This is a genomic window from Brevundimonas sp. GW821-FHT12E07 (genome assembly GCF_058807035.1).
Window position 1 is genome coordinate 604,796 of the sequence record NZ_JBXAQH010000003.1, and the last position, 17,063, is coordinate 621,858.

A 17,063-nucleotide genomic window follows, 5' to 3' on the forward strand; every position below is an offset into this window, starting at 1 on the left:
CGCTATCGCTCACCGCGCGGCGGTTCGCTGCCTGAGCGCGGCTACTGGCTGACCCAGAGGATCCGCGCCATCCACACCACTTCCCGGCGGGGCAGGACGCGGGGCGGATAGGCGGGGTTGATCGAGCCCAGGGTGACGGTGCGCGCCGTCAGGGCCGTGATCTCCTTGGCCACCGTCTCTCCCCCCAGGGTGCGGACCACGACCCGGTCGCCCTTGCGCACGTCCGTTGCGGTCTGATCGACAATGACGCGGTCGCCCTCGCGGTAGAGAGGCGTCATGGAATCGCCGCTGATCCTGAGGCTGAACAGACCTTCGCTCAGCCGCGGCAGTTCGGTCTGGTCCCAGCCCTCGCCAGTTGGCAGACCGGCATCATCGAAGAAGCCGTCTGCGCCGGCCTGGGCCAGGCCCAGCAGGGGGATGGTCGCCGGCGGTGCGTCGTCCTCGGCGAGGGCCGCGAACTCCCCCAGCGAAAGCCGTGTCGCTTCGAGAATCCGGGTCAGGCTTTCCGTCGAGGGCCATCGGGGGCGGGGCGGATCGCCCGATCCCGACGAGGGGCCAAACCGTTTTGAGCGGTTGAAGCTGGTCGCATCCAGACCGGCGCGTCGGGCCAACCCCGAGGGGGACAGGCCTTCGCGCCGCGCCAGGTTGTCGACGGCCTTCCAGAGCTTGGCGTGGGACAGGGGCATTGCGCAGGCATCCGGCGATGTGAGTCGCCAGAGTACACAGGAATAAAAGCCTATTCCAGTCCGGCGGCGCGGCGCTCCTGCCAGGCCCAGAAGGTGCCGACGGCCAGGGCGACCAGCACGCCGTAGCCGGCCAGGTTGACGACGGTCAGGAAGGCCGAAACCGAGGGGCGCACGTCGAAGATCGAGAGAACGTGGCTGGTGACCACCAGAAGCTGGCACGCGGCCGCCCAGACGGGCCAGACGCGGCGGGCTTTCCACACGAGAGCGGCGAGAACCACCAGCATGACGACGTCGATGGCGAAGACGCCCCACTGCACCTGAAACACCTTGCCGTCGCCCTGGGCGAGCAGCGAGGCGAACCAGCCGAGCACATAGGCGCCCGCGGCGAGACGCTCAGGCTCGTCGCCCTTCCAGAATGCGAACAGGCAGATCGCGACCACAAAGATCGCGCCGATCTGTGACCACAGGGTATCAAACATCAAAACGCCCCCGTGCCGGATGGCACGAGGGCGATAATGTAACGAGTCTGGCTAATCCGAAATGACCGGAAGCCTACATTACACCGAATTCAGACGGCGCGCAGACGGGTGGTGACGCCCGTGGGCTTTTCGCCGCCGCCGATCGGGGTTTCCCAATCGTTCGGCTTGTTCAGCGGGCCGACGGCGTAGATGCCCCAGCCGAGCTTGCGGTGATCTTTCTGCATTTCGGCGTGGCAGGCGACGATGGCCTCGCGCGCGGTGCTCAGGGCGGCAATCGTTTCCATCGCCTTGGCTTGCGAACCGGCGGCCGTCACCGGCGAAAGCGAGAGGGCGGCGCGGGCGCCGATCATCGACTGAACCAGGGTCGTGGCCTGGGTGATCGCGGTATCGATAGCGTTTTCAGTGGCATGCAGTTCGCCGGCAACGCTGGCGACAACTTCAGAACGATCCATGGTACCCCTCCTAAACAACAGGTAAAGATATCCTTAACACGTTTGAGGAGAGTCCGGTAGGGATTTGTTTACCCTTTGCGTGAGCGTTGCCGTTAGGCCGGGTGGCCCGGGGCGGGCTTTCGGCGCCTCGGACCGCCGCCGATCGGAGGCGTATCTTCGGGCTTGTCCAGAGGGCCGACGGTGGTCTCGTCCAAGCCGATGCGGCGGGCGACATCGGCGAGCGTCTTGTGGGCGCGGGCCAGATGGACGCGCGCCTGGCTGACCGCCCGCACAGGGGCAGGGCGGTCGCCGGCGGCGGGCGCGAGCGCGCTCAGCGCCTGGGCTTCGACCAGGGCGGCGTCGACGGCGGCCTCGGCGGCGTGAAGGCTTGCCGTGACCCTCAGGCCGGCGGAAACGCGAGCCGCGGTGTCACCGTCGTCAGTCTTCGAAGCCATGGCTGTTCCCCCCGGTGACCCAGCGTCACCGTGCGGGACAATCATGGGTGGGCGCGCAACCGCAACTATTCGTTGCTGTCGTCCAGAAGGAAGTTGGCGACCAGGGTGGCGATCGGCTGGGCAGCGTCCTCCTGCCAGGCCTCGGCCAGGACGTGGGCGACCCGGCGACCGGCGCGCGAGATATGCGCCCGTGCTAGCACGTCCACCGGCCGGCCCGAGCGCAGATAGGAGACGGTGACGTTGATCGGCCGCGGCAGGCGCAGGCGCGGATAGGCCAGGGCGACCTGGGCGATGGCCGTCATCTCCAGCAGGGCCGCGGTCGAGCCGCCGTGCAGGGCGGGCAGCAGGGGATTGCCGATCAGCCTGTCGGCGAAGGGCATGACCACGGTCAGGATCTCGTCGTCCAGCCGTCCTTCGAGGCCGAGGAAGCGGGCGTAGGGCAGGCGCTGCAGCAGATCGCTCATCGGGCCGCTCCTTCGGCGCGCGGCTTCAGATTGGCGCCGGTCCGATGTGAGGCGTTCTCGGTGATGACATAGGCCGACTGGGCGGCGGCGACCGGATCGCCGGGACCGTCCTCTGCGTCGGCCTCGAAGGCCCAGGCGCGAACGAAGGCGATGTTGCGGGTCACCTTGAAGCAGTGGGCCTCGGCGATCAGGTCGGTCTTCGGCCGCGCCGCCCGCATATAGTCGACGCGCAGATCCAGGGTCGCGATGTTCTGGAACCCGCCCAGCGCCACCCAGGTCGCCAGCCCGCCGACATGGTCCAGCATGGTGGTGACGAGGCCGCCTGCCAGTACGCCCGTATCGGGATCGCCGACCAGATCCTCGCGCCACGGCGTCCGCAGCCTGACGATCTGGCCCTCGACGCTTTCCAGCTTGAAGCCCAGGGCCTGGGTGTGGGCGGCGCCGCCGGCCAGCTGGGGCAGAATCTCTGTCAGGAACGTATCGCTCATCCAACCGTCCTTATCGGGCGCGGCCTTGCGCGCAAGCCCCGGATGCCGACCTTAGTCCCATGATCCGTTTCGAGGACCTGCTGAAGCCGACGCCCGCTGGGCTGTATTGCCCGCCCGGCGACTTCTACATCGATCCCGTCCGCCCGGTGGAGCGGGCGGTGATCACTCACGGCCATTCCGACCACGCCCGCGCGGGCCACGGCGCGGTCCTGGCCACGCCCCAGACCCTGGCCATCATGGCCGAACGCTATGGCGAGGATTTCGCCGTCCACCGGCAACCGGTCCCGTATGGGGAGACGACCTCGGTCAACGGCGTCGAGGTCAAGCTCGTCCCCGCCGGTCACGTCCTCGGTTCGGCCCAGGCGGTCATCGGCTGGAAGGGCCTGACCATGGTCGCCTCGGGCGACTACAAGCGCCGGCGTGATCCGACCTGCGCCGGCTTCGAGCCTGTGCCCTGCCACGTCTTCATTTCGGAGGCGACCTTCGGCCTGCCGGTCTTCGCCCATCCCCCGGACTCAGAGGAAGTCGGCCGTCTGGTCCAGTCGCTGGGCCAGTTCCCCGAGCGCGCCCATCTGGTCGGCGCCTATGCGCTGGGCAAGGCCCAGCGGGTGATCCGTCTGCTGCGCGAGGCGGGCTGGGAGCGGCCGATCTATGTGCATGGCGCGCTGGAGCGGTTGAACGCTCTTTATCAGCGCGAGGGCGTGGATCTGGGACCGATCCTTCCCGCGACGGGCCTGCCGAAGGATTCGCTGGGCGGCGAGGTGGCCATCGCTCCGCCGTCGGCCATTCAGGATCGCTGGGCCCGTCGCTTCGCCGATCCGGTGACGGCCTTCGCCTCAGGCTGGATGGGGGTGAAGGCGCGGGCGCGGCAGAGGGGCGTGGAACTGCCGCTGGTCATCTCGGACCACGCCGACTGGACCGAACTGACCACGACCTTCGCCGAGCTGAAGCCGGAGGAGATCTGGATCACCCACGGCCGCGAGGAGGGGCTGCTGGGCTGGTGCGAGCTGAACGGCCAGACAGCGCGGGCGCTCCGACTGGTCGGTTATGACGACGAGGACGAGGAGGCCCCGGCGCCGGAGCCTGAAGGCGTCAGCTAGGCGGCGCGGACGCGGCTTGGGCGGGCCTCGGCCGGAGCCAGGGTCTCGCCGCTGAGGGCCGCGTTCATGGCCATGCGCAGGCGCTCGGGCTTGATCGGCTTCTCGACGACGGCGGCCATGCCGATGGCCAGATAGGCCTTGGCGTCGTCCGGGTCCGCGTTGGCGGTCAGGGCCACGATCGGGATCTGGCTTTCGGGACCGGTCAAGGCGCGAATGGCCTGGGTCGCCTGGACGCCGTCCATGCGCGGCATCTTGATGTCCATCAGGATCAGGTCGAACGGGCGGGCCTGAACGGCTTCCAGCGCTTCGACGCCGTCCTCGGCGGTCTCGGAGCTGCAGCCGAACATCTCGCACAAGGCCTGGGCCACGACGCGGTTGGTGGCGTTGTCGTCGACGATCAGGATGTGCGGATTGGCCTGAAGCTCGAGCTCGGCCAGAGCCTGGACGTTCGACTGGGCGTCGACCTGGGCCACGGTGCGCGGGGCGGCGAAGTCGAAGGCGAAGGTGGCGCCGCGGCCGGCGTTGTTCTCGGCCCAGATGCGGCCGTCCATGCGCTCGACGACCTGGCGGCAGATCGACAGGCCCAGACCCGCGCCGTCGGGGCCGGAGCCGTGAACGAAGGGTTCGAAGATGGCGTCCACACGCTCGGCGTCGATCCCGGGGCCGTCGTCGCGGACGCGGGCCTCCATGCGGATGTTCGAGCCGTCGACCCACGCCTTGAGCCTGGCCTCGACCATGCCGTTGCGGGCGAATTTCAGGGCGTTGCCGATCAGGTTGTTGAACACCTGCTTGATCCGCATCGGATCGATCTCTGCAGCCAGTTCGGTGTCGCCCTCATAGCCGACCATCAGGGTCACGCCGTCCTGCGAGGCGCGCGGCGCCCACAGCTGTTCGACGTCGTCCATCAGGGCGCGCAGCGGGGTGGCGACGGGCGAAAGCTCCAGCTCCCCGGCCTCGGCGCGCGACAGATCCAGCGCGTCCTGCAGGATGCGGATCAGGGTCTCTGACGAGTCGACGATGGTCTGGACGTGCGACTGGGCCTGTTCGTTGAGCGGCTGGCGGCGCAGCAGTTCGGCGACGGCGAGGACGCCGTTCATCGGGGTGCGCAGCTCGTGGCTCATGATGGCCAGGAACTGGCTCTTGGCGCGGGCCGAGGCCAGGGCCTGGGCCTTGGAGTCGGTCAGGGCGCGTTGCTGGTCCGCCAGTTCGGCGTTCTGGCGGCGCTGCTGGTCGTTGATGGCCTGAAGCAGGGAGACGGCGGTGCCGACCCCGCGATAGCGGCCGTCGCGGGTGACGATGAAGCCGCGCATCAGGGCGCCGGGGCCGCCCTTCAGCATGATGTCGCAGAAGGCGTCGATGGCGACGCCGGCCTCGACCACGGCCGGCTCGGAGTCCATGACATAGGTCACGGCGCGGCCGGAGTAGAGGGCGTGGCCGAACGGGCCGGCGATCTTGATCAGGAAGGCGTTGCGTTCGACCAGGCCGACCGGGCGGCCGTCGTCAACAACGGGAATGACGAGGGTGTCCGGCTCACGGTGGAAGCGCGCGAAAACCTCGCTCGCCAGCACATCGGGCGCGATGGGTTCGGCTCGTTCCGTGAGGACTTCGATAGTCGGCATACTGGCCGGGACTCCGTTCTACGCTGTGGACAATGGCCGAGAACCATTTTCAGAAGGGTTAAGCGGCGGGGGATTTTCTCAGATTGAGAAAATTGCCTGTTCGTTCAAAAGCCCAGGCGGGGCGGGCCTGCGGCTTTTTGCGCCGGGGGCGGGCTTGGTGTATGGAGGCCGCCGAAGTTTCATCCCGAAGGCGACCCCGAATGCGCGCGGCCAAATGGCCGACCGCAGACTTGTCATGAGCGATTTCCAGAATTCCCCCTCTTCATCCGCCCTCGTCCTCTTCTCCGGAGGGCAGGACAGCGCCACCTGCCTGGCCTGGGCGCTGGAGCGGTACGAACGCGTCGAGACCGTCGGTTTCGACTACGGCCAGCGGCATGCGGTCGAGATGCAGGCGCGTCAGCGCGTCCGCGACGGCATGGCGAAGGTCCTGCCCGAGCTGGCCGATCGGCTGGGCCCGGACCATATCGTCGACCTGACCGGCTTCGGCGCGATCGGCGAAACGGCGATGACGACGGATCGCGCCATCGAGGTCGACGCCCGTGGCCTGCCGACCACCTTCGTGCCGGGCCGCAACCTGGTCTTCCTGACCTGCGCGGCGGCTCTGGCCGACCGGCGGGGGCTGGAGGTTCTGGTCGGCGGCATGTGCGAGACCGACTTCTCGGGCTATCCCGACTGCCGCCGCGCGACCATCGACGCCATGTCCAGCGCCCTGACGCTGGGTCTGGACAAGCCCGTGCCGATCGACACCCCGCTGATGGCCCTGACCAAGGCCCAGACCTGGGCCTTGGCGCAGCGGCTGGGCGGGCAAAGGCTGGTCGAGCTGATCGTCGAGGAGAGCCACACCTGCTACCTCGGCGACCGGTCGCACCGCCACGTCTGGGGCTTCGGCTGCGGGACCTGCCCGGCCTGCGAACTGCGCGCCGCCGGTTACGCCGAATGGGCGGGCGAAACGGAAGCCGCCCAATGACCTATGCGGTCAAGGAGGCCTTTCTGACGGTGCAGGGCGAGGGCGGACAGGCGGGGCGGCCCGCCGTCTTCCTGCGCTTCGCCGGTTGCAACCTGTGGAACGGGCTTGAGCGTGACCGGGCCTCGGCCGTCTGTTCGTTCTGCGACACCGACTTCGTCGGGGTGGACGGCGACGGCGGCGGCAAGTTCGCGGATGCGGAGACGCTGGCCGATCATGTGGCGTCGTTCTGGCGGGGTCGCGAGGGCGATCCGCGTCTGGTGGTCTGCACCGGCGGCGAGCCCCTGCTGCAGCTGGACGCCGCCCTGATCGCGGCGCTCAAGGCGCGCGGGTTCGACATCGCGGTCGAGACCAACGGCACCGTCGCCGCGCCCGAGGGCATCGACTGGATCTGCGTCAGCCCCAAGGCCGACGCCGCGGTGGTCCAGACCTCCGGCGCCGAGCTGAAGCTGGTCTATCCGCAGGCCCTGGCCCAGCCGGACCGATTCGAGGGGCTCGATTTCGAGCGCTTCTGGCTGCAGCCGATGGACGGACCGGACCAGGCCGCCAACACCGAGGCGGCCATCGAATACTGCCTGACGCACCCGCAGTGGCGGCTCAGCGTCCAGACCCACAAATACATTGGCGTGCGTTAGTCAGATGACCGAGTTTGAAATCACCAAGGCGGCGACCTTTGACGCCGCGCATCACTTCCCCAACGAGCCCGAGGGCAGCATCTATCGCCGGATGCACGGCCATTCGTTCCAGGTCGAGGCGACCGTGAAGGGGACGACGCTGGACGGCCACGGCTGGGTCGCGGACCTCGGGGCTCTGGACCGCGCCCTGAAGGCGGCGGCGGAGGAGCTGGATCACGGCCTGCTGAACGACAAGCCCGGGCTGGAGCTGCCGACGCTGGAGCATCTGTGCCTGTGGTTCGCCAACCGGCTGAAGCCCGACTGGCCGGGGCTGTCGCGGATCACCGTGGCGCGGCCAACCATCCATGAGCGCTGTACGCTCACCCTCTGACAAGACAAAGGCCGCCGGGCGAACCGGCGGCCTTCTTCGCTTCTGCGACCCTTAGTTCGGGGTCGTGGACTGCGGGCGCTGGCTGGAGCCGTTGGCGTTCGCATTGGCGCCGAGGCTGACCGAGGCGCCGTTGCGGTCGGCGGACGCCGAGCCGTTGGCCGAGCCCGAACCGCCGGCGTCGATCTGACGGCCGCGCGGGGTGGTCACCGAACTCGAGCCATTGCCCGAACCGGAGCCCGAGGCGGAGACGCCCGAGCCATTGGCGGCGCTGGTCGCGCCGTTCAGGGCGCCGGAGGCCGAACCCGTCGCTGAGGAGCCGAGGCCCTGGGCGGTCGAGACGGCCGAGCCGGCGGCGCCCTGAGCGGTCGAAACGCCGCTGGCGGCGGTGGACGTGGCGCGGTCGCGGGCTGCGCCGGCGGTGCGTTCGGCCCGGGCGCGGGCCTGGGCGGCGCGGGCTTCAGCGCGGGCCGCGGCGCGTTCGGCGCGAGTGGTGGTCTGGTTCACGGCGCCGGTGACGCCCGAGCCGTTGACCGTGCCGTTCAGCATGCCCGAACCGGTCAGATTGCCGCCGATCTGGCCGCCACCGATGGCGCCTCCCAGACCGCCACCGAGGCCGCCGCCTCCGCCCAGAACCTGGGCCTGTGCGCCGCCCGCCAGGGTCAGGGTGAAGGCGGCGGCGGTGATGAGCATCATGGACTTGCGCATTGGAAACTCCTTGCGATTTCGCGGGCGGTTGATCCGTCCTCACAGGGTCCAACGACGGGGCATTCGGCTTTCATCCCGGCGGGCGAAACTTTTTTCCAAGCGGCCTAGTTCGACAGTCTCTGGCGGGCGCCGACGGCCTCGGGGGCGGTGCGCAGGGTCTCGCCGACGAGGCCCTGGCCATAGACCGGATCGGCGCCGCGCTGGCCCAGATCGCGGGCCGACCGTTCGAGCGAGGACAGGCTCTCGCCCGCCAGCAGTCCGGCGACGAGGGGGGAGGCGAACGAGGCGCCGCGCACCGTGACCCAGCTTCCGGCCACGCCTGCCGCCGCCATATCGGAGCCCGGCGCCGACAGGTCGACCTGAGGCCCGCGCCCGGCCTCGGGCAGGATGCGGTCACGGCGGTCGACGGGGGCGACGCCGATGACGCCCTCATAGGCGGCCGGATAGAGGGGCGGGGCGGCCGGGCCGTCATTGCCGACGGCGGCGACGAGGGTCAGCCCCCGTGCCTCGGCCTGTCGGACGGCGGCCTGAACGAGGGCATTGCGCGGGCCGACGAGGCTGATGTTGACCACCGGCACCCGGCTTTCGACCATCCATGACAGGGCTTCGGCCAGGGCGGTGGAAGACCCGCCGGTGGGGCTGCCGCCATAGACGTCGGCGACCCAGAGGGAGGCCCCGGGCGCCGCGCCCGTGAAGTTCGCCGTGCGCCCGACCATCAGGGAGGCGACGGCGAGGCCGTGACCGCCCATGCGCGGCGGGCCGGCGAAGCCGCGCTGGGTCACGCGCGATCCGACCAGCGCCGGGTGGGTGGCCTCGATCCCGGTGTCGATCAGGCCGAGGCGGGCCGAGCTGGAGGCCTGCGCGGGCGGCGGCGCAATAGCGCGCGGCGTGGCGGCGGGTTCGAGCGCGCCGGCCGGCTGGTGCACATGGTTGAAGGCGTAGTCGCCTTCCGGATCGAGCCGTTGCAGCCGCTGCAGCGCCTGCCGCAGCGATCGGCCGCGCGGCGGGGCGAGGACGACGGTGGTCAGGTCCAGCGCCTCCAGCCGTTCCTCGCGCACAACGGTAAAGCCTTCGGCGAGGGCGGCGCGGCGGGCCTCGGCGCTCATGCCGACGGCGACCAGTTCGCCGCTGACGACGGGCCAGCCCTGCGGATCGGCTTCCAGTGCGCCACGCGAGCGGCGGATCAGGGCGGTCAGGCGTGACGGCGCACGCAGGGCGTCTTCGGCGCCGTCCTGAAGCCGGCCGGTCAGGGCGTCCACGCGATCGGTCGCGCCGCCTATCGTGTCCCTGAGTGTCGAAGGCAGCTGGCCGAGGCCGCCGCTCACACCGCCTCCGGGCAGGCCGACCTGGGCCATCGCCGGGGCCGCTACAGCGACGGCGGCGAGCAGAATCGTCAGGGTTTTCAGCGTGCGGGAAATGGTCTTGGCTCCGTGCCCGTTGAGTGAAAGCCATTGGCGCGGCGGCGGCAATGACGGAATAAGCGTGTCGAGGGATGAAACGCCGGAGGCCGGTCGTTCCATCCCTCATGACCGAGGAACGCCTTTGGACGCCTTTCAGACCGGGCTCGTGGAGCTGCTGCCGCGACTGCGACGCTTCGCGCGCGCCCTCGTGGGCTCGGACGCCGACGCCCAGGATCTTGTGCAGGAGACGATCGAACGAGCGCTGTCAAAGCGTTCGGGCTTCCGCGAGGGCACCCGGCTGGACAGCTGGACCTTCACGATCATGAGACGGATCTTCATCGATCAGGGCCGCGCCCGCACCCGATGGGGCAAGGTGGTCTCCCCCGAGGATGACTTCACCGCCGCCGTTCCCGACGCGGCCATGGCCGGTGAGAGCTTGCGTCTCGATGCGCTCGCGGCGCGCGGCGCCATCCTGGCCTTGCCCGAGGAGCAGAGGCTGGCGGTGGCGCTGGTGCTCATCGACGGGCTTTCCTATGCCGAGGCCGCGCGGGTGCTGAACGTGCCCGAGGGGACCCTGACCAGCCGTCTGGTGCGCGGCCGCCAGACCCTGATCCAGACGCTGACCGAACAGGGAGTGGGCGCATGACGACTTTCGATGACGAGATCCTGATGCGCCGCGCCGACGGCGAGCTGTCGCCCGAGCGGGCCGCCGAGGTCGATGCGGCGGCGACGAGCGATCCGGTTCTGGCGGCGCGGCTGGCGGCCTTCCGGGGCGACCGGGTGGCGGCGCGTGACGCCTTTCCGATCGCGCCCGATCCGCGCGACGCCGACCTGATGCGGTTGATCGCAGGTGGAGCGAAGGCGAAGACCGCGCCGGGTTGGGCCGAGCGGCTCAAGGCGGCGTTTGCTCCGAAGGCGGCGCCGATCTGGGGTGGGCTGGCCACGGCCTGTTTCGTCGGCGGGCTGGCGATCGGCTGGCTGGGGCAGGGGGCGACGCCTGAAGGGTTCGCCGTCCAGCCGGGCGGGGTGATCGCCGACGCCGGGCTGGTCCGGGTGCTGGACCAGAGGCTGGCGGCGGACGGCGCGGACGGCGAAGGTCGCGCCATCGGCCTGACCTTCCGCGACGCCGAGGGCCGCTGGTGCCGCACCTTCCGGGCCGGAGAGGCCGGGGTGGCGGGCCTGGCCTGCCGCCGCGACGGCCATTGGGCGATGCAGGCCCTGGCCCCGTTCGCTGCGGCGTCGAGCGAGGTCCGCACGGCGTCGTCGGACACCCCCGCCGTCGTCCTCGCCGCCGTCGACGCCACCCTGGCCGGTGAGACGGTCGCGGGCGCCGAGGAGGTGAAAGCGCGAGCGGCGGGCTGGAATTAGGTCGCCTAGCCCGCCACCCACTCCACCAACGCCGCATTGACCGCCGCGGGCTGCTCCAGCGACGAGGCATGGCCGCAGTGGGGGACGACGACCAGTTTCGCGCCCGGGATGGCGGCGGCCATTTCCTGCGAGCGGTCGGGCGGGGTCAGGGCGTCGCGGTCGCCGACCAGCACCAGCGTCGGGACGGCGATGGCCGAGAGGTAGGGGCGGCTGTCGATGCGGTTGATGATGGCCGTCTGCTGGCGTTTGAAGGCCTCGGGCCCGACGGCCAGACCCATGCGGACCTGGGTCTCGATCAGGGTGTGGTCGTCGCGGTGGTCGGGGTGCAGCAGATTGGGCGCGATCTGACGGATGACCCCCTCCAGATAGCCGTCGTCGGACCGCTGGATCAGGCCGCGCCGGACCGCCGACTGCTCCTTGGTATCGGGGCGGGCGGCGGTGTCCATCAGGGCCAGCTTGAGCACCCGCTGCGGCGCCTGCCGCAGGATCTCCAGCGCCAGATAGCCGCCCATCGACAGGCCGCCGAGCGCGAACCGCGGCGGGGCGTCGCGCAGGATGCCGGCGGCGATGGCGGCCATGCTGTCGCCCTGGGTCGAGGTGGCGACGGTCACCGGCCCGAGCGGCCACAGGGCCGGAATCTGGGGCCCGAACAGTTCGGCGGTGCAGGCCAGGCCGGGGATGAGCAGGGTCGGGGTCATGCGAGCAGCCTAAACCGCCCGATGTGACAGGGTCTATCTCCCGGTCAGGCCCAACCGCTCAGGCCCCGGGTTTGATCTCCACCGTCACCTTGTCGATCCTGCCGGTGAATTTGAACGGCAGTTGGTAGGTCCAGTCGACGGGCGAGCCGCTGTCGAGGCCGATGTCGAGGCCTTCGAAGATGGCGAACTGGATCGGCACCGTATGTTCGATGCGACCGCCCGCGACCTTTTTGCCGCCGGCCTTGAGGGTGAGCTCGCCGCCCTTGCCCATGCCGCCGCCGTCGTATTTGAAGTCGGCGACGATGGTGGTCTTGCCCGCCGGAAGAGCGTCCTCGCCGGTGAAGGTGGGGCGCGCGAAGCTCAGGAAATTGTAGACGAAGACCGGCTTGCCGTCCCGCAGATACAGGCCATAGCCGCCCTCGGACCCGCCCTGGGTGACGATCATGCCGCTGGTCGTCGCGTCGGGCAGATCGACCTCAGCGGTGATGGTCCAGGACTTGTTGAGCATCGGCAGGCAGGCCGCGCCGGGCAGCGCCGTCATGCCCTCGTAGTAGACGGCCTTGGTGCGATGTCCGGCCGGGTTCGGGCGGCCCATGGCCTCGGCGTTCATGCGGATGCTGGCGCGCCAGTCCAGCGGCAGGACGCTGTATTTGGACGCCTCGGCCCACCACAGGTCCTGAAGTTCGCGCAGTTTTTCAGGATTGGCGCCGGCGAGGTCCTTCGCCTGGGAGAAATCCTCGTCGATCTTGTAGAGCTCCCAGACAGCGGTGTCGGGATTCCAGTTGTCGTCGCGAACCGACGCCCAGGGCACGAAGGACGGCGCCGAGGCCATCCAGCCGTCGTGATAAAGGCCTCGGTTGCAGCCGAGTTCGAAATACTGGGTGTTGCGCTTGCTCGGCGCCTTGGCGTCAGCGGCGGTGAAGGCGAAGCTGATCCCCTCGATCGGCTTCTGCGGCACGCCGTTCAGCTCGATGGGCGCCGTCACGCCGGCCCACTCGTAGAGGGTGGGCACGATGTCGATGACATGCAGGAACTGGTCCCGCAGCCCGCCCTTGTCCTTGATGCCGTCGGGCCAGCTGACGATCAGCGGATTGCGCGTGCCGCCGAAGTGGCTGGCCACCTGTTTGGTCCACTGGAACGGGGTGTTCATCGCGTGGGCCCAGGACGAGGGGAAGTGGTTGAAGTGCTTGGGCCCGCCCAGTTCGTCGATGGCTTTGAGGTTGTCCTGCCAGGTCTCGGGGAAGCCGTTGAAGAACAGATTCTCGTTCAGCGAGCCCTCCAACCCGCCCTCGGCCGAGGAGCCGTTGTCGCCGGCGATGTAGAGGATGATGGTGTTGTCGGCGTCGGGCAGTTCCTTGACCGCATCGACCACCCGACCCATGGCCGCGTCGACCTGGGCGCCGTAGCCCGCGAAGCACTCCATCATCCGGGCGTAGAGCCGCTTCTGGTCGGGCTCCAGACCGTCCCAGGCGGGCAGGCCCTTCGACCGCTCGGTCAGCTGGGTGTCCGCCGGGACCACGCCGAGCTTCTTCTGCCGTTCCAGGGTCTTTTCGCGATAGGCGTCCCAGCCGTCGTCGAACTGGCCCTTGAACTGATCGATCCAGTCCTTGGGCGCCTGGTGCGGGGCGTGGGTGGCGCCGGGGGCGACATAGAGGAAAAACGGCTTGTCCGGCGCGATGCTCCTGGCCCGGCGCACCCATTCGACCGCCTTGTCGGCCAGGTCCTCGGTCAGGTGGTAGTCGGGATCGTCGGAGGCCGGAACGAGGTTGTGGTTCTCGTAAAGCACCGGATGCCAGTGGCTCATGTCGCCGGCGTTGAAGCCGTAGAAATAGTCGAAGCCGAGGCCGTTGGCCCAGCGGTCGAAGGGGCCGATCGGGCTGGTCTCCCAGGTCGGGGTGTTGTGGTTCTTGCCGATCCAGGCGGTCATATAGCCGTTCTGGCGCAGCACCTCGGCGACCGTGCCGCAATTGCGGGGCAGGATGCAGCAATAGCCGTCATAGCCCGTGGCCACCTCGGTGATGCCGGCGAAGGACGTCGAATGGTGGTTGCGGCCGGTGATCAGGGCCGCCCGCGTCGGGCTGCACAGGGCGGTGGTGTGGAAATGGTTGTAGCGCACCCCCTCCCTGGCCAGCCGGTCCATGGTGGGGGAGGGCACGCCGCCGCCGAAGGTCGAGAACTGGCCGAAGCCGACGTCGTCCAGCAGGATCAGCACGATGTTGGGCGCCCCCTTGGGGGCCTCGGTCGGCTGGGGAAACTCCGCTGGATCCGAGTCCTTGAAAGTGCGCCCCACCTGGCCGGTGAAGTGGAAGTCCGGACGCGGCAGGTGATCCGGCGTACCGGCGGCGGCTTCGGGCGACTTGGCCATGGCGAGGGCTCCAGAGCCCCGGCGGCTTCGGGGCGGTCCGGAAGGTTCTGGCCCATGCTCTCGGAGCCGCCCATCAGGGCGAATCCCCATGCCCCCGTCTGGCAGCCCTGAGGCCGATCCCGTCGTTAGCGGCCGAGGCCGAAGCGGCTGCGGATGACCGGGATCAGTCTGTCGTCGTCGGCGCCGCAGGTCGCCTTGACGGCGGCCCATTCGGCGGGGGTCAGGGCGACGGCGCCCGGGCGTTCGGCGGCCTTGGCGGCCTTGGCGCGGCGCGCGGCGTTGGGGTGGGTCGCGACGAACTCGGACACGGTGGCCAGATCGCCTTCGCCGTCTTCCTTGCCGAGGCGGGCGAAGAAGCTGGCCATGCCCTTCGACGACAGCCCCTGTTTGTGGAGGAGTTGCTGGCCGCGCGCATCGGCCTCGCTCTCGGCCTCGCGGCCGTAACGCAGATCGGTGGCCTGACCGGCGAGGAGGACCGCCTGCTGGCCCGCGCCTGAGCCGCCGCCGACCACGGCGTCGAGCAGCAGGCCGATGCCGAGGCTGCGCCACACGGCCTGCATGACGTGGCGCTTCTCGACGTGAGAGACCTCATGGGCGACGACGGCGGACAGTTCGTCGGGCGATTTGGCGTCGCGGATGAGATCGTCGGTGACCAGGATCGGGCCGCCGGGCAGGGCGAAGGCGTTCAGCATCGGGGCGCGGACAGCGCGTACCCGGATGTCGAAGGGGGTGTCGGCGCCGGCGGCGATCCGCTGGCCCAGATCGTGAAGCGCCTGCTGGCCTTCGCGGCCGTCGCAGGTCTTGAAGGCGGCGCCGAGCTGGGCGTCGAAATTGCGACCCATGCTGACTTCGAACGACGGCGGCGTCGCCCGGGCCAGAGGCCCCGACAGGGCCGGGACGCCGAAGAAGACGAAGCCGACCGTGGCCGCCGCGAAGGCCGTGAGGCCGACGACCAGCCCGGTCTCGACCCGCCGCCGGTGACGGGCGATGGCCTCGATATGGTCGCCGCCGATCCGGACCCATTCGGCCTCGGGCAGGATCAGGCGGGCGTCGCGGTTGGACTTGTGCGACAGCCGCGCCTCGTCGCCCTCAAGGACCAGGCTCAGTCCCTTGACCGGCCAGGCGTAGGTCCGGCCGTCGGCGACGATGCGGACGGTCGCCCCGTCCACCTCGACCTCAGCCGACAAGGACCGGGCGCTCTTTCCGTCCAGGAACCGGGTCTGCATCGGCTCAGATCAGCGAGAAGCCGAAGGCGTCCGCCAGCCCTTCGCCCGAGCCGGGGCCGCGGCCGGTTTGCAAGGCCTCATCGACCCGCGCCTCGCCCTTGGACGACAGCCGCTCGACGAGGAAGCGGGCTGTGCGCGCCTGGACCCAGGGCATCAGGAAGCCGAAGGTGATCAGGAGGAAGAAGAGGTTGGTGACGATCAGCCACCACAGGGGGATGGCCTTGACGTCCAGCTTGAAGCTGGCTCCGTCGACGCCCACGCCGGCGGTGATCGAGCGCAGGATGGCGGCCTGATAGGGAGCCCAGATCAGCAGGACCAGCGGCGCCAGGCACAGCATCACGCCATAGATGAGCGCGACCATGGCCATGTGCGGCATGGAGTAGGTGTTGGACGCCGACGGAAATCCCCCGTTCGCAGCGGCCGCGAAGCCGATCGCCATGAAGATGAAGACGAACAGGATGTAGGGCGCGAAGGTGAGGAACCAGCCCAGGGCGAAGGCACCGTAGACGCCCTCACGCTCCGACTTGGCGGCGTAGAAGCGGAAGCGGCGGTTGCCGAAGCTGAGTTCGCTCCACAGGGCCTCGGCCAGCTGGCGCTCGCCGGCGGGGGCGTACCAGCCCAGGGTGATGCCGTTCAGGAACAGGATCCCGAGGTATTTGAAGCCGAAGCCGGTCGCCGAGCCGCCGAGCTGGAACCGGATGCCGCGCCAGGTCGTGCGGCTGGCCATGTAGCGATAGGCGGTGAAGACGCCGAAGCCCGAGAGCCAGAAGATGAACAGATAGAGCAGCGGCAGGATCAGCAAGGCGACCATCGGTTCGAGGAACTGGACCGCGAAGACGAACAGCAGAAAGGGCAGGCCCAGGACCAGCAGGGCCAGCAGGAAGCCGATGAACAGCTCCACGCCGCGGCCGGTGTATTCGAAGGCGTCATTGTTCAGGCGGATGCCCTGCCAGACGCGGCGACGGACCTCCGTCTTGCCCCAGAAGCGCCAGAGGGTGAGGGTGATCAGGTTGAGCAGGCCGTTCTTGAGGCTGAGCCCGAGGAAGGACGACGGCCGAAGCGTGGTGTCGAACTTCAGGGTCTGACCGTCGGACGGCGGGGTCCCGATCGTGTCCTCGGTCTTGATAGGCGGCAAGCCGGAGTCGTCGGGCGAGAGCCCGGGCGGCGTGTCGGTCATTTCGTATTCCCCCTCGTTGGCCGAACGCTAGACCATCGCGGGTGTCAGGCGCAACCGCAGGTCCCTTCACCTGTTCGGGGAAAGTTGTTCGCTCTGGAGAAGCCGACCTAGCAGCGCTTGCCCTGACGCTGACGCTGTTCGCAACGGCGTTGCTCGCGTTCGTAGTCGCGCTGTTCGCGTTCGCGGCGGGCCTTGGTTTCCTCGTCAGAGGTGGTGACCGCGTCGATGCCGGCCCCTGCGACCCCGCCGACCACCTTGGCCGTGCCGCCGACGACGGCGACGCCCGCTCCGGCGACCGCGCCGACCAGGCAGCCCTGGAGCAGGGTGGCGGTTCCCAGCACGACGGCCAGGCTGATGGCGAGTTTGGGCGCGCGCGTGGAGGCGATGATCATGACTGGGTCTCCCGAAGCCATGACGTTAACCCTGAAAGGGT

20 protein-coding genes are annotated in these 17,063 nt (G+C 69.4%); 6 read left to right on the plus strand and 14 right to left on the minus strand.

The window, feature by feature from the left end; translation table 11 throughout:
• Positions 1 to 41: 41 nt before the first annotated feature.
• From AC1ROD_RS14745 to AC1ROD_RS14770, 6 genes are all read right to left on the minus strand, one after another.
• The gene (locus AC1ROD_RS14745) at positions 42 to 686 is read right to left on the minus strand and encodes a S24 family peptidase (RefSeq protein ID WP_492949015.1); all 645 of its coding nucleotides are present in this window, start codon (positions 684 to 686) and stop codon (positions 42 to 44) included.
• Between the two features lie 50 nt (positions 687 to 736).
• On the minus strand, positions 737 to 1,165 hold the full coding sequence (locus tag AC1ROD_RS14750; protein ID WP_492949016.1) for a hypothetical protein: 429 nt from the start codon (positions 1,163 to 1,165) through the stop codon (positions 737 to 739).
• 89 nt (positions 1,166 to 1,254) lie between these two features.
• Positions 1,255 to 1,617: a hypothetical protein gene (locus tag AC1ROD_RS14755; protein WP_492949017.1), complete on the minus strand. Its 363-nt coding sequence runs from the start codon at positions 1,615 to 1,617 to the stop codon at positions 1,255 to 1,257.
• 92 nt (positions 1,618 to 1,709) lie between these two features.
• The gene (locus AC1ROD_RS14760; protein ID WP_492949018.1) at positions 1,710 to 2,051 is read right to left on the minus strand and encodes a hypothetical protein; all 342 of its coding nucleotides are present in this window, start codon (positions 2,049 to 2,051) and stop codon (positions 1,710 to 1,712) included.
• Between the two features lie 65 nt (positions 2,052 to 2,116).
• Positions 2,117 to 2,515, minus strand: coding sequence for a PaaI family thioesterase (locus tag AC1ROD_RS14765; RefSeq protein ID WP_492949019.1), 399 nt, complete (start codon positions 2,513 to 2,515; stop codon positions 2,117 to 2,119).
• The gene (locus tag AC1ROD_RS14770) at positions 2,512 to 3,003 is read right to left on the minus strand and encodes a PaaI family thioesterase (RefSeq protein WP_492949020.1); all 492 of its coding nucleotides are present in this window, start codon (positions 3,001 to 3,003) and stop codon (positions 2,512 to 2,514) included. The genes AC1ROD_RS14765 and AC1ROD_RS14770 overlap by 4 nt, the downstream gene beginning before the upstream one ends.
• Positions 3,004 to 3,062: 59 nt before the next feature.
• Here AC1ROD_RS14770 and AC1ROD_RS14775 point away from each other — a divergent pair, with 59 nt between their 5' ends.
• A complete protein-coding gene (locus AC1ROD_RS14775) occupies positions 3,063 to 4,103 on the plus strand; it encodes a ligase-associated DNA damage response exonuclease (RefSeq protein ID WP_492949021.1) in 1,041 nt (346 codons plus the stop codon).
• Here AC1ROD_RS14775 and AC1ROD_RS14780 read toward each other — a convergent pair.
• Positions 4,100 to 5,722, minus strand: coding sequence for a response regulator (locus AC1ROD_RS14780; protein ID WP_492949022.1), 1,623 nt, complete (start codon positions 5,720 to 5,722; stop codon positions 4,100 to 4,102). The two genes, AC1ROD_RS14775 and AC1ROD_RS14780, sit on opposite strands and share 4 nt — an antisense overlap.
• 235 nt (positions 5,723 to 5,957) lie before the next feature.
• On the opposite strand from AC1ROD_RS14780, the gene queC reads away from it, so the two are divergent.
• Genes queC through AC1ROD_RS14795 form a run of 3 tightly spaced genes read left to right on the plus strand, consistent with a single transcriptional unit; the run spans position 5,958 to position 7,691 of the window.
• On the plus strand, positions 5,958 to 6,689 hold the full coding sequence (queC, locus tag AC1ROD_RS14785) for a 7-cyano-7-deazaguanine synthase QueC (RefSeq protein WP_492949023.1): 732 nt from the start codon (positions 5,958 to 5,960) through the stop codon (positions 6,687 to 6,689).
• The gene (queE, locus tag AC1ROD_RS14790; protein ID WP_492949024.1) at positions 6,686 to 7,321 is read left to right on the plus strand and encodes a 7-carboxy-7-deazaguanine synthase; all 636 of its coding nucleotides are present in this window, start codon (positions 6,686 to 6,688) and stop codon (positions 7,319 to 7,321) included. Before queC ends, queE begins: the two co-directional genes overlap by 4 nt.
• Before the next feature lie 4 nt (positions 7,322 to 7,325).
• A complete protein-coding gene (locus AC1ROD_RS14795; RefSeq protein WP_207870851.1) occupies positions 7,326 to 7,691 on the plus strand; it encodes a 6-pyruvoyl trahydropterin synthase family protein in 366 nt (121 codons plus the stop codon).
• Positions 7,692 to 7,742: 51 nt separating this feature from the next.
• Here AC1ROD_RS14795 and AC1ROD_RS14800 read toward each other — a convergent pair whose 3' ends face one another.
• Positions 7,743 to 8,396, minus strand: coding sequence for a hypothetical protein (locus AC1ROD_RS14800; RefSeq protein ID WP_492949025.1), 654 nt, complete (start codon positions 8,394 to 8,396; stop codon positions 7,743 to 7,745).
• Positions 8,397 to 8,500: 104 nt separating this feature from the next.
• Complete coding sequence (locus tag AC1ROD_RS14805) at positions 8,501 to 9,751, minus strand: S8 family serine peptidase (RefSeq protein ID WP_492949026.1); 1,251 nt, start codon at positions 9,749 to 9,751, stop codon at positions 8,501 to 8,503.
• A 187-nt stretch (positions 9,752 to 9,938) separates the two neighbouring features.
• Between AC1ROD_RS14805 and AC1ROD_RS14810 the strand changes: the two genes are divergently transcribed.
• On the plus strand, positions 9,939 to 10,442 hold the full coding sequence (locus AC1ROD_RS14810; protein WP_492949027.1) for an RNA polymerase sigma factor: 504 nt from the start codon (positions 9,939 to 9,941) through the stop codon (positions 10,440 to 10,442).
• Positions 10,439 to 11,164, plus strand: a complete 726-nt coding sequence (locus tag AC1ROD_RS14815) for an anti-sigma factor (RefSeq protein WP_492949028.1) — start codon at positions 10,439 to 10,441, stop codon at positions 11,162 to 11,164. Before AC1ROD_RS14810 ends, AC1ROD_RS14815 begins: the two co-directional genes overlap by 4 nt.
• Before the next feature lie 5 nt (positions 11,165 to 11,169).
• Here the strand turns inward: AC1ROD_RS14815 and AC1ROD_RS14820 are convergent, their stop codons facing one another.
• From AC1ROD_RS14820 to AC1ROD_RS14840, 5 genes are all read right to left on the minus strand, one after another.
• On the minus strand, positions 11,170 to 11,862 hold the full coding sequence (locus tag AC1ROD_RS14820; RefSeq protein WP_492949029.1) for an alpha/beta fold hydrolase: 693 nt from the start codon (positions 11,860 to 11,862) through the stop codon (positions 11,170 to 11,172).
• A gap of 58 nt (positions 11,863 to 11,920) precedes the next feature.
• On the minus strand, positions 11,921 to 14,227 hold the full coding sequence (locus AC1ROD_RS14825) for an arylsulfatase (RefSeq protein ID WP_492949030.1): 2,307 nt from the start codon (positions 14,225 to 14,227) through the stop codon (positions 11,921 to 11,923).
• Positions 14,228 to 14,352: 125 nt separating this feature from the next.
• Complete coding sequence (locus AC1ROD_RS14830) at positions 14,353 to 15,453, minus strand: M48 family metallopeptidase (protein ID WP_492949031.1); 1,101 nt, start codon at positions 15,451 to 15,453, stop codon at positions 14,353 to 14,355.
• 4 nt (positions 15,454 to 15,457) lie between these two features.
• Positions 15,458 to 16,630 carry a YjgN family protein gene (locus AC1ROD_RS14835; protein ID WP_492949032.1) on the minus strand — a complete coding sequence of 391 codons (1,173 nt, stop codon included), beginning with the start codon at positions 16,628 to 16,630 and terminating at the stop codon, positions 15,458 to 15,460.
• A 107-nt stretch (positions 16,631 to 16,737) separates the two neighbouring features.
• Positions 16,738 to 17,022, minus strand: a complete 285-nt coding sequence (locus tag AC1ROD_RS14840; protein ID WP_492949033.1) for a hypothetical protein — start codon at positions 17,020 to 17,022, stop codon at positions 16,738 to 16,740.
• Positions 17,023 to 17,063 lie beyond the last annotated feature (41 nt).

Bases quoted from the DNA above. Each gene is read 5' to 3' on its own strand.
- AC1ROD_RS14745 (WP_492949015.1), bottom strand. From the start codon at position 686: ATGCCCCTGTCCCACGCCAAGCTCTGGAAGGCCGTCGACAACCTGGCG.
- AC1ROD_RS14750 (WP_492949016.1), bottom strand. From the start codon at position 1,165: ATGTTTGATACCCTGTGGTCACAGATCGGCGCGATCTTTGTGGTCGCG.
- AC1ROD_RS14755 (WP_492949017.1), bottom strand. From the start codon at position 1,617: ATGGATCGTTCTGAAGTTGTCGCCAGCGTTGCCGGCGAACTGCATGCC.
- AC1ROD_RS14760 (WP_492949018.1), bottom strand. From the start codon at position 2,051: ATGGCTTCGAAGACTGACGACGGTGACACCGCGGCTCGCGTTTCCGCC.
- AC1ROD_RS14765 (WP_492949019.1), bottom strand. From the start codon at position 2,515: ATGAGCGATCTGCTGCAGCGCCTGCCCTACGCCCGCTTCCTCGGCCTC.
- AC1ROD_RS14770 (WP_492949020.1), bottom strand. From the start codon at position 3,003: ATGAGCGATACGTTCCTGACAGAGATTCTGCCCCAGCTGGCCGGCGGC.
- AC1ROD_RS14775 (WP_492949021.1), top strand. From the start codon at position 3,063: ATGATCCGTTTCGAGGACCTGCTGAAGCCGACGCCCGCTGGGCTGTAT.
- AC1ROD_RS14780 (WP_492949022.1), bottom strand. From the start codon at position 5,722: ATGCCGACTATCGAAGTCCTCACGGAACGAGCCGAACCCATCGCGCCC.
- queC (WP_492949023.1), top strand. From the start codon at position 5,958: ATGAGCGATTTCCAGAATTCCCCCTCTTCATCCGCCCTCGTCCTCTTC.
- queE (WP_492949024.1), top strand. From the start codon at position 6,686: ATGACCTATGCGGTCAAGGAGGCCTTTCTGACGGTGCAGGGCGAGGGC.
- AC1ROD_RS14795 (WP_207870851.1), top strand. From the start codon at position 7,326: ATGACCGAGTTTGAAATCACCAAGGCGGCGACCTTTGACGCCGCGCAT.
- AC1ROD_RS14800 (WP_492949025.1), bottom strand. From the start codon at position 8,396: ATGCGCAAGTCCATGATGCTCATCACCGCCGCCGCCTTCACCCTGACC.
- AC1ROD_RS14805 (WP_492949026.1), bottom strand. From the start codon at position 9,751: ATGGCCCAGGTCGGCCTGCCCGGAGGCGGTGTGAGCGGCGGCCTCGGC.
- AC1ROD_RS14815 (WP_492949028.1), top strand. From the start codon at position 10,439: ATGACGACTTTCGATGACGAGATCCTGATGCGCCGCGCCGACGGCGAG.
- AC1ROD_RS14820 (WP_492949029.1), bottom strand. From the start codon at position 11,862: ATGACCCCGACCCTGCTCATCCCCGGCCTGGCCTGCACCGCCGAACTG.
- AC1ROD_RS14825 (WP_492949030.1), bottom strand. From the start codon at position 14,227: ATGGCCAAGTCGCCCGAAGCCGCCGCCGGTACGCCGGATCACCTGCCG.
- AC1ROD_RS14830 (WP_492949031.1), bottom strand. From the start codon at position 15,453: ATGCAGACCCGGTTCCTGGACGGAAAGAGCGCCCGGTCCTTGTCGGCT.
- AC1ROD_RS14835 (WP_492949032.1), bottom strand. From the start codon at position 16,630: ATGACCGACACGCCGCCCGGGCTCTCGCCCGACGACTCCGGCTTGCCG.
- AC1ROD_RS14840 (WP_492949033.1), bottom strand. From the start codon at position 17,022: ATGATCATCGCCTCCACGCGCGCGCCCAAACTCGCCATCAGCCTGGCC.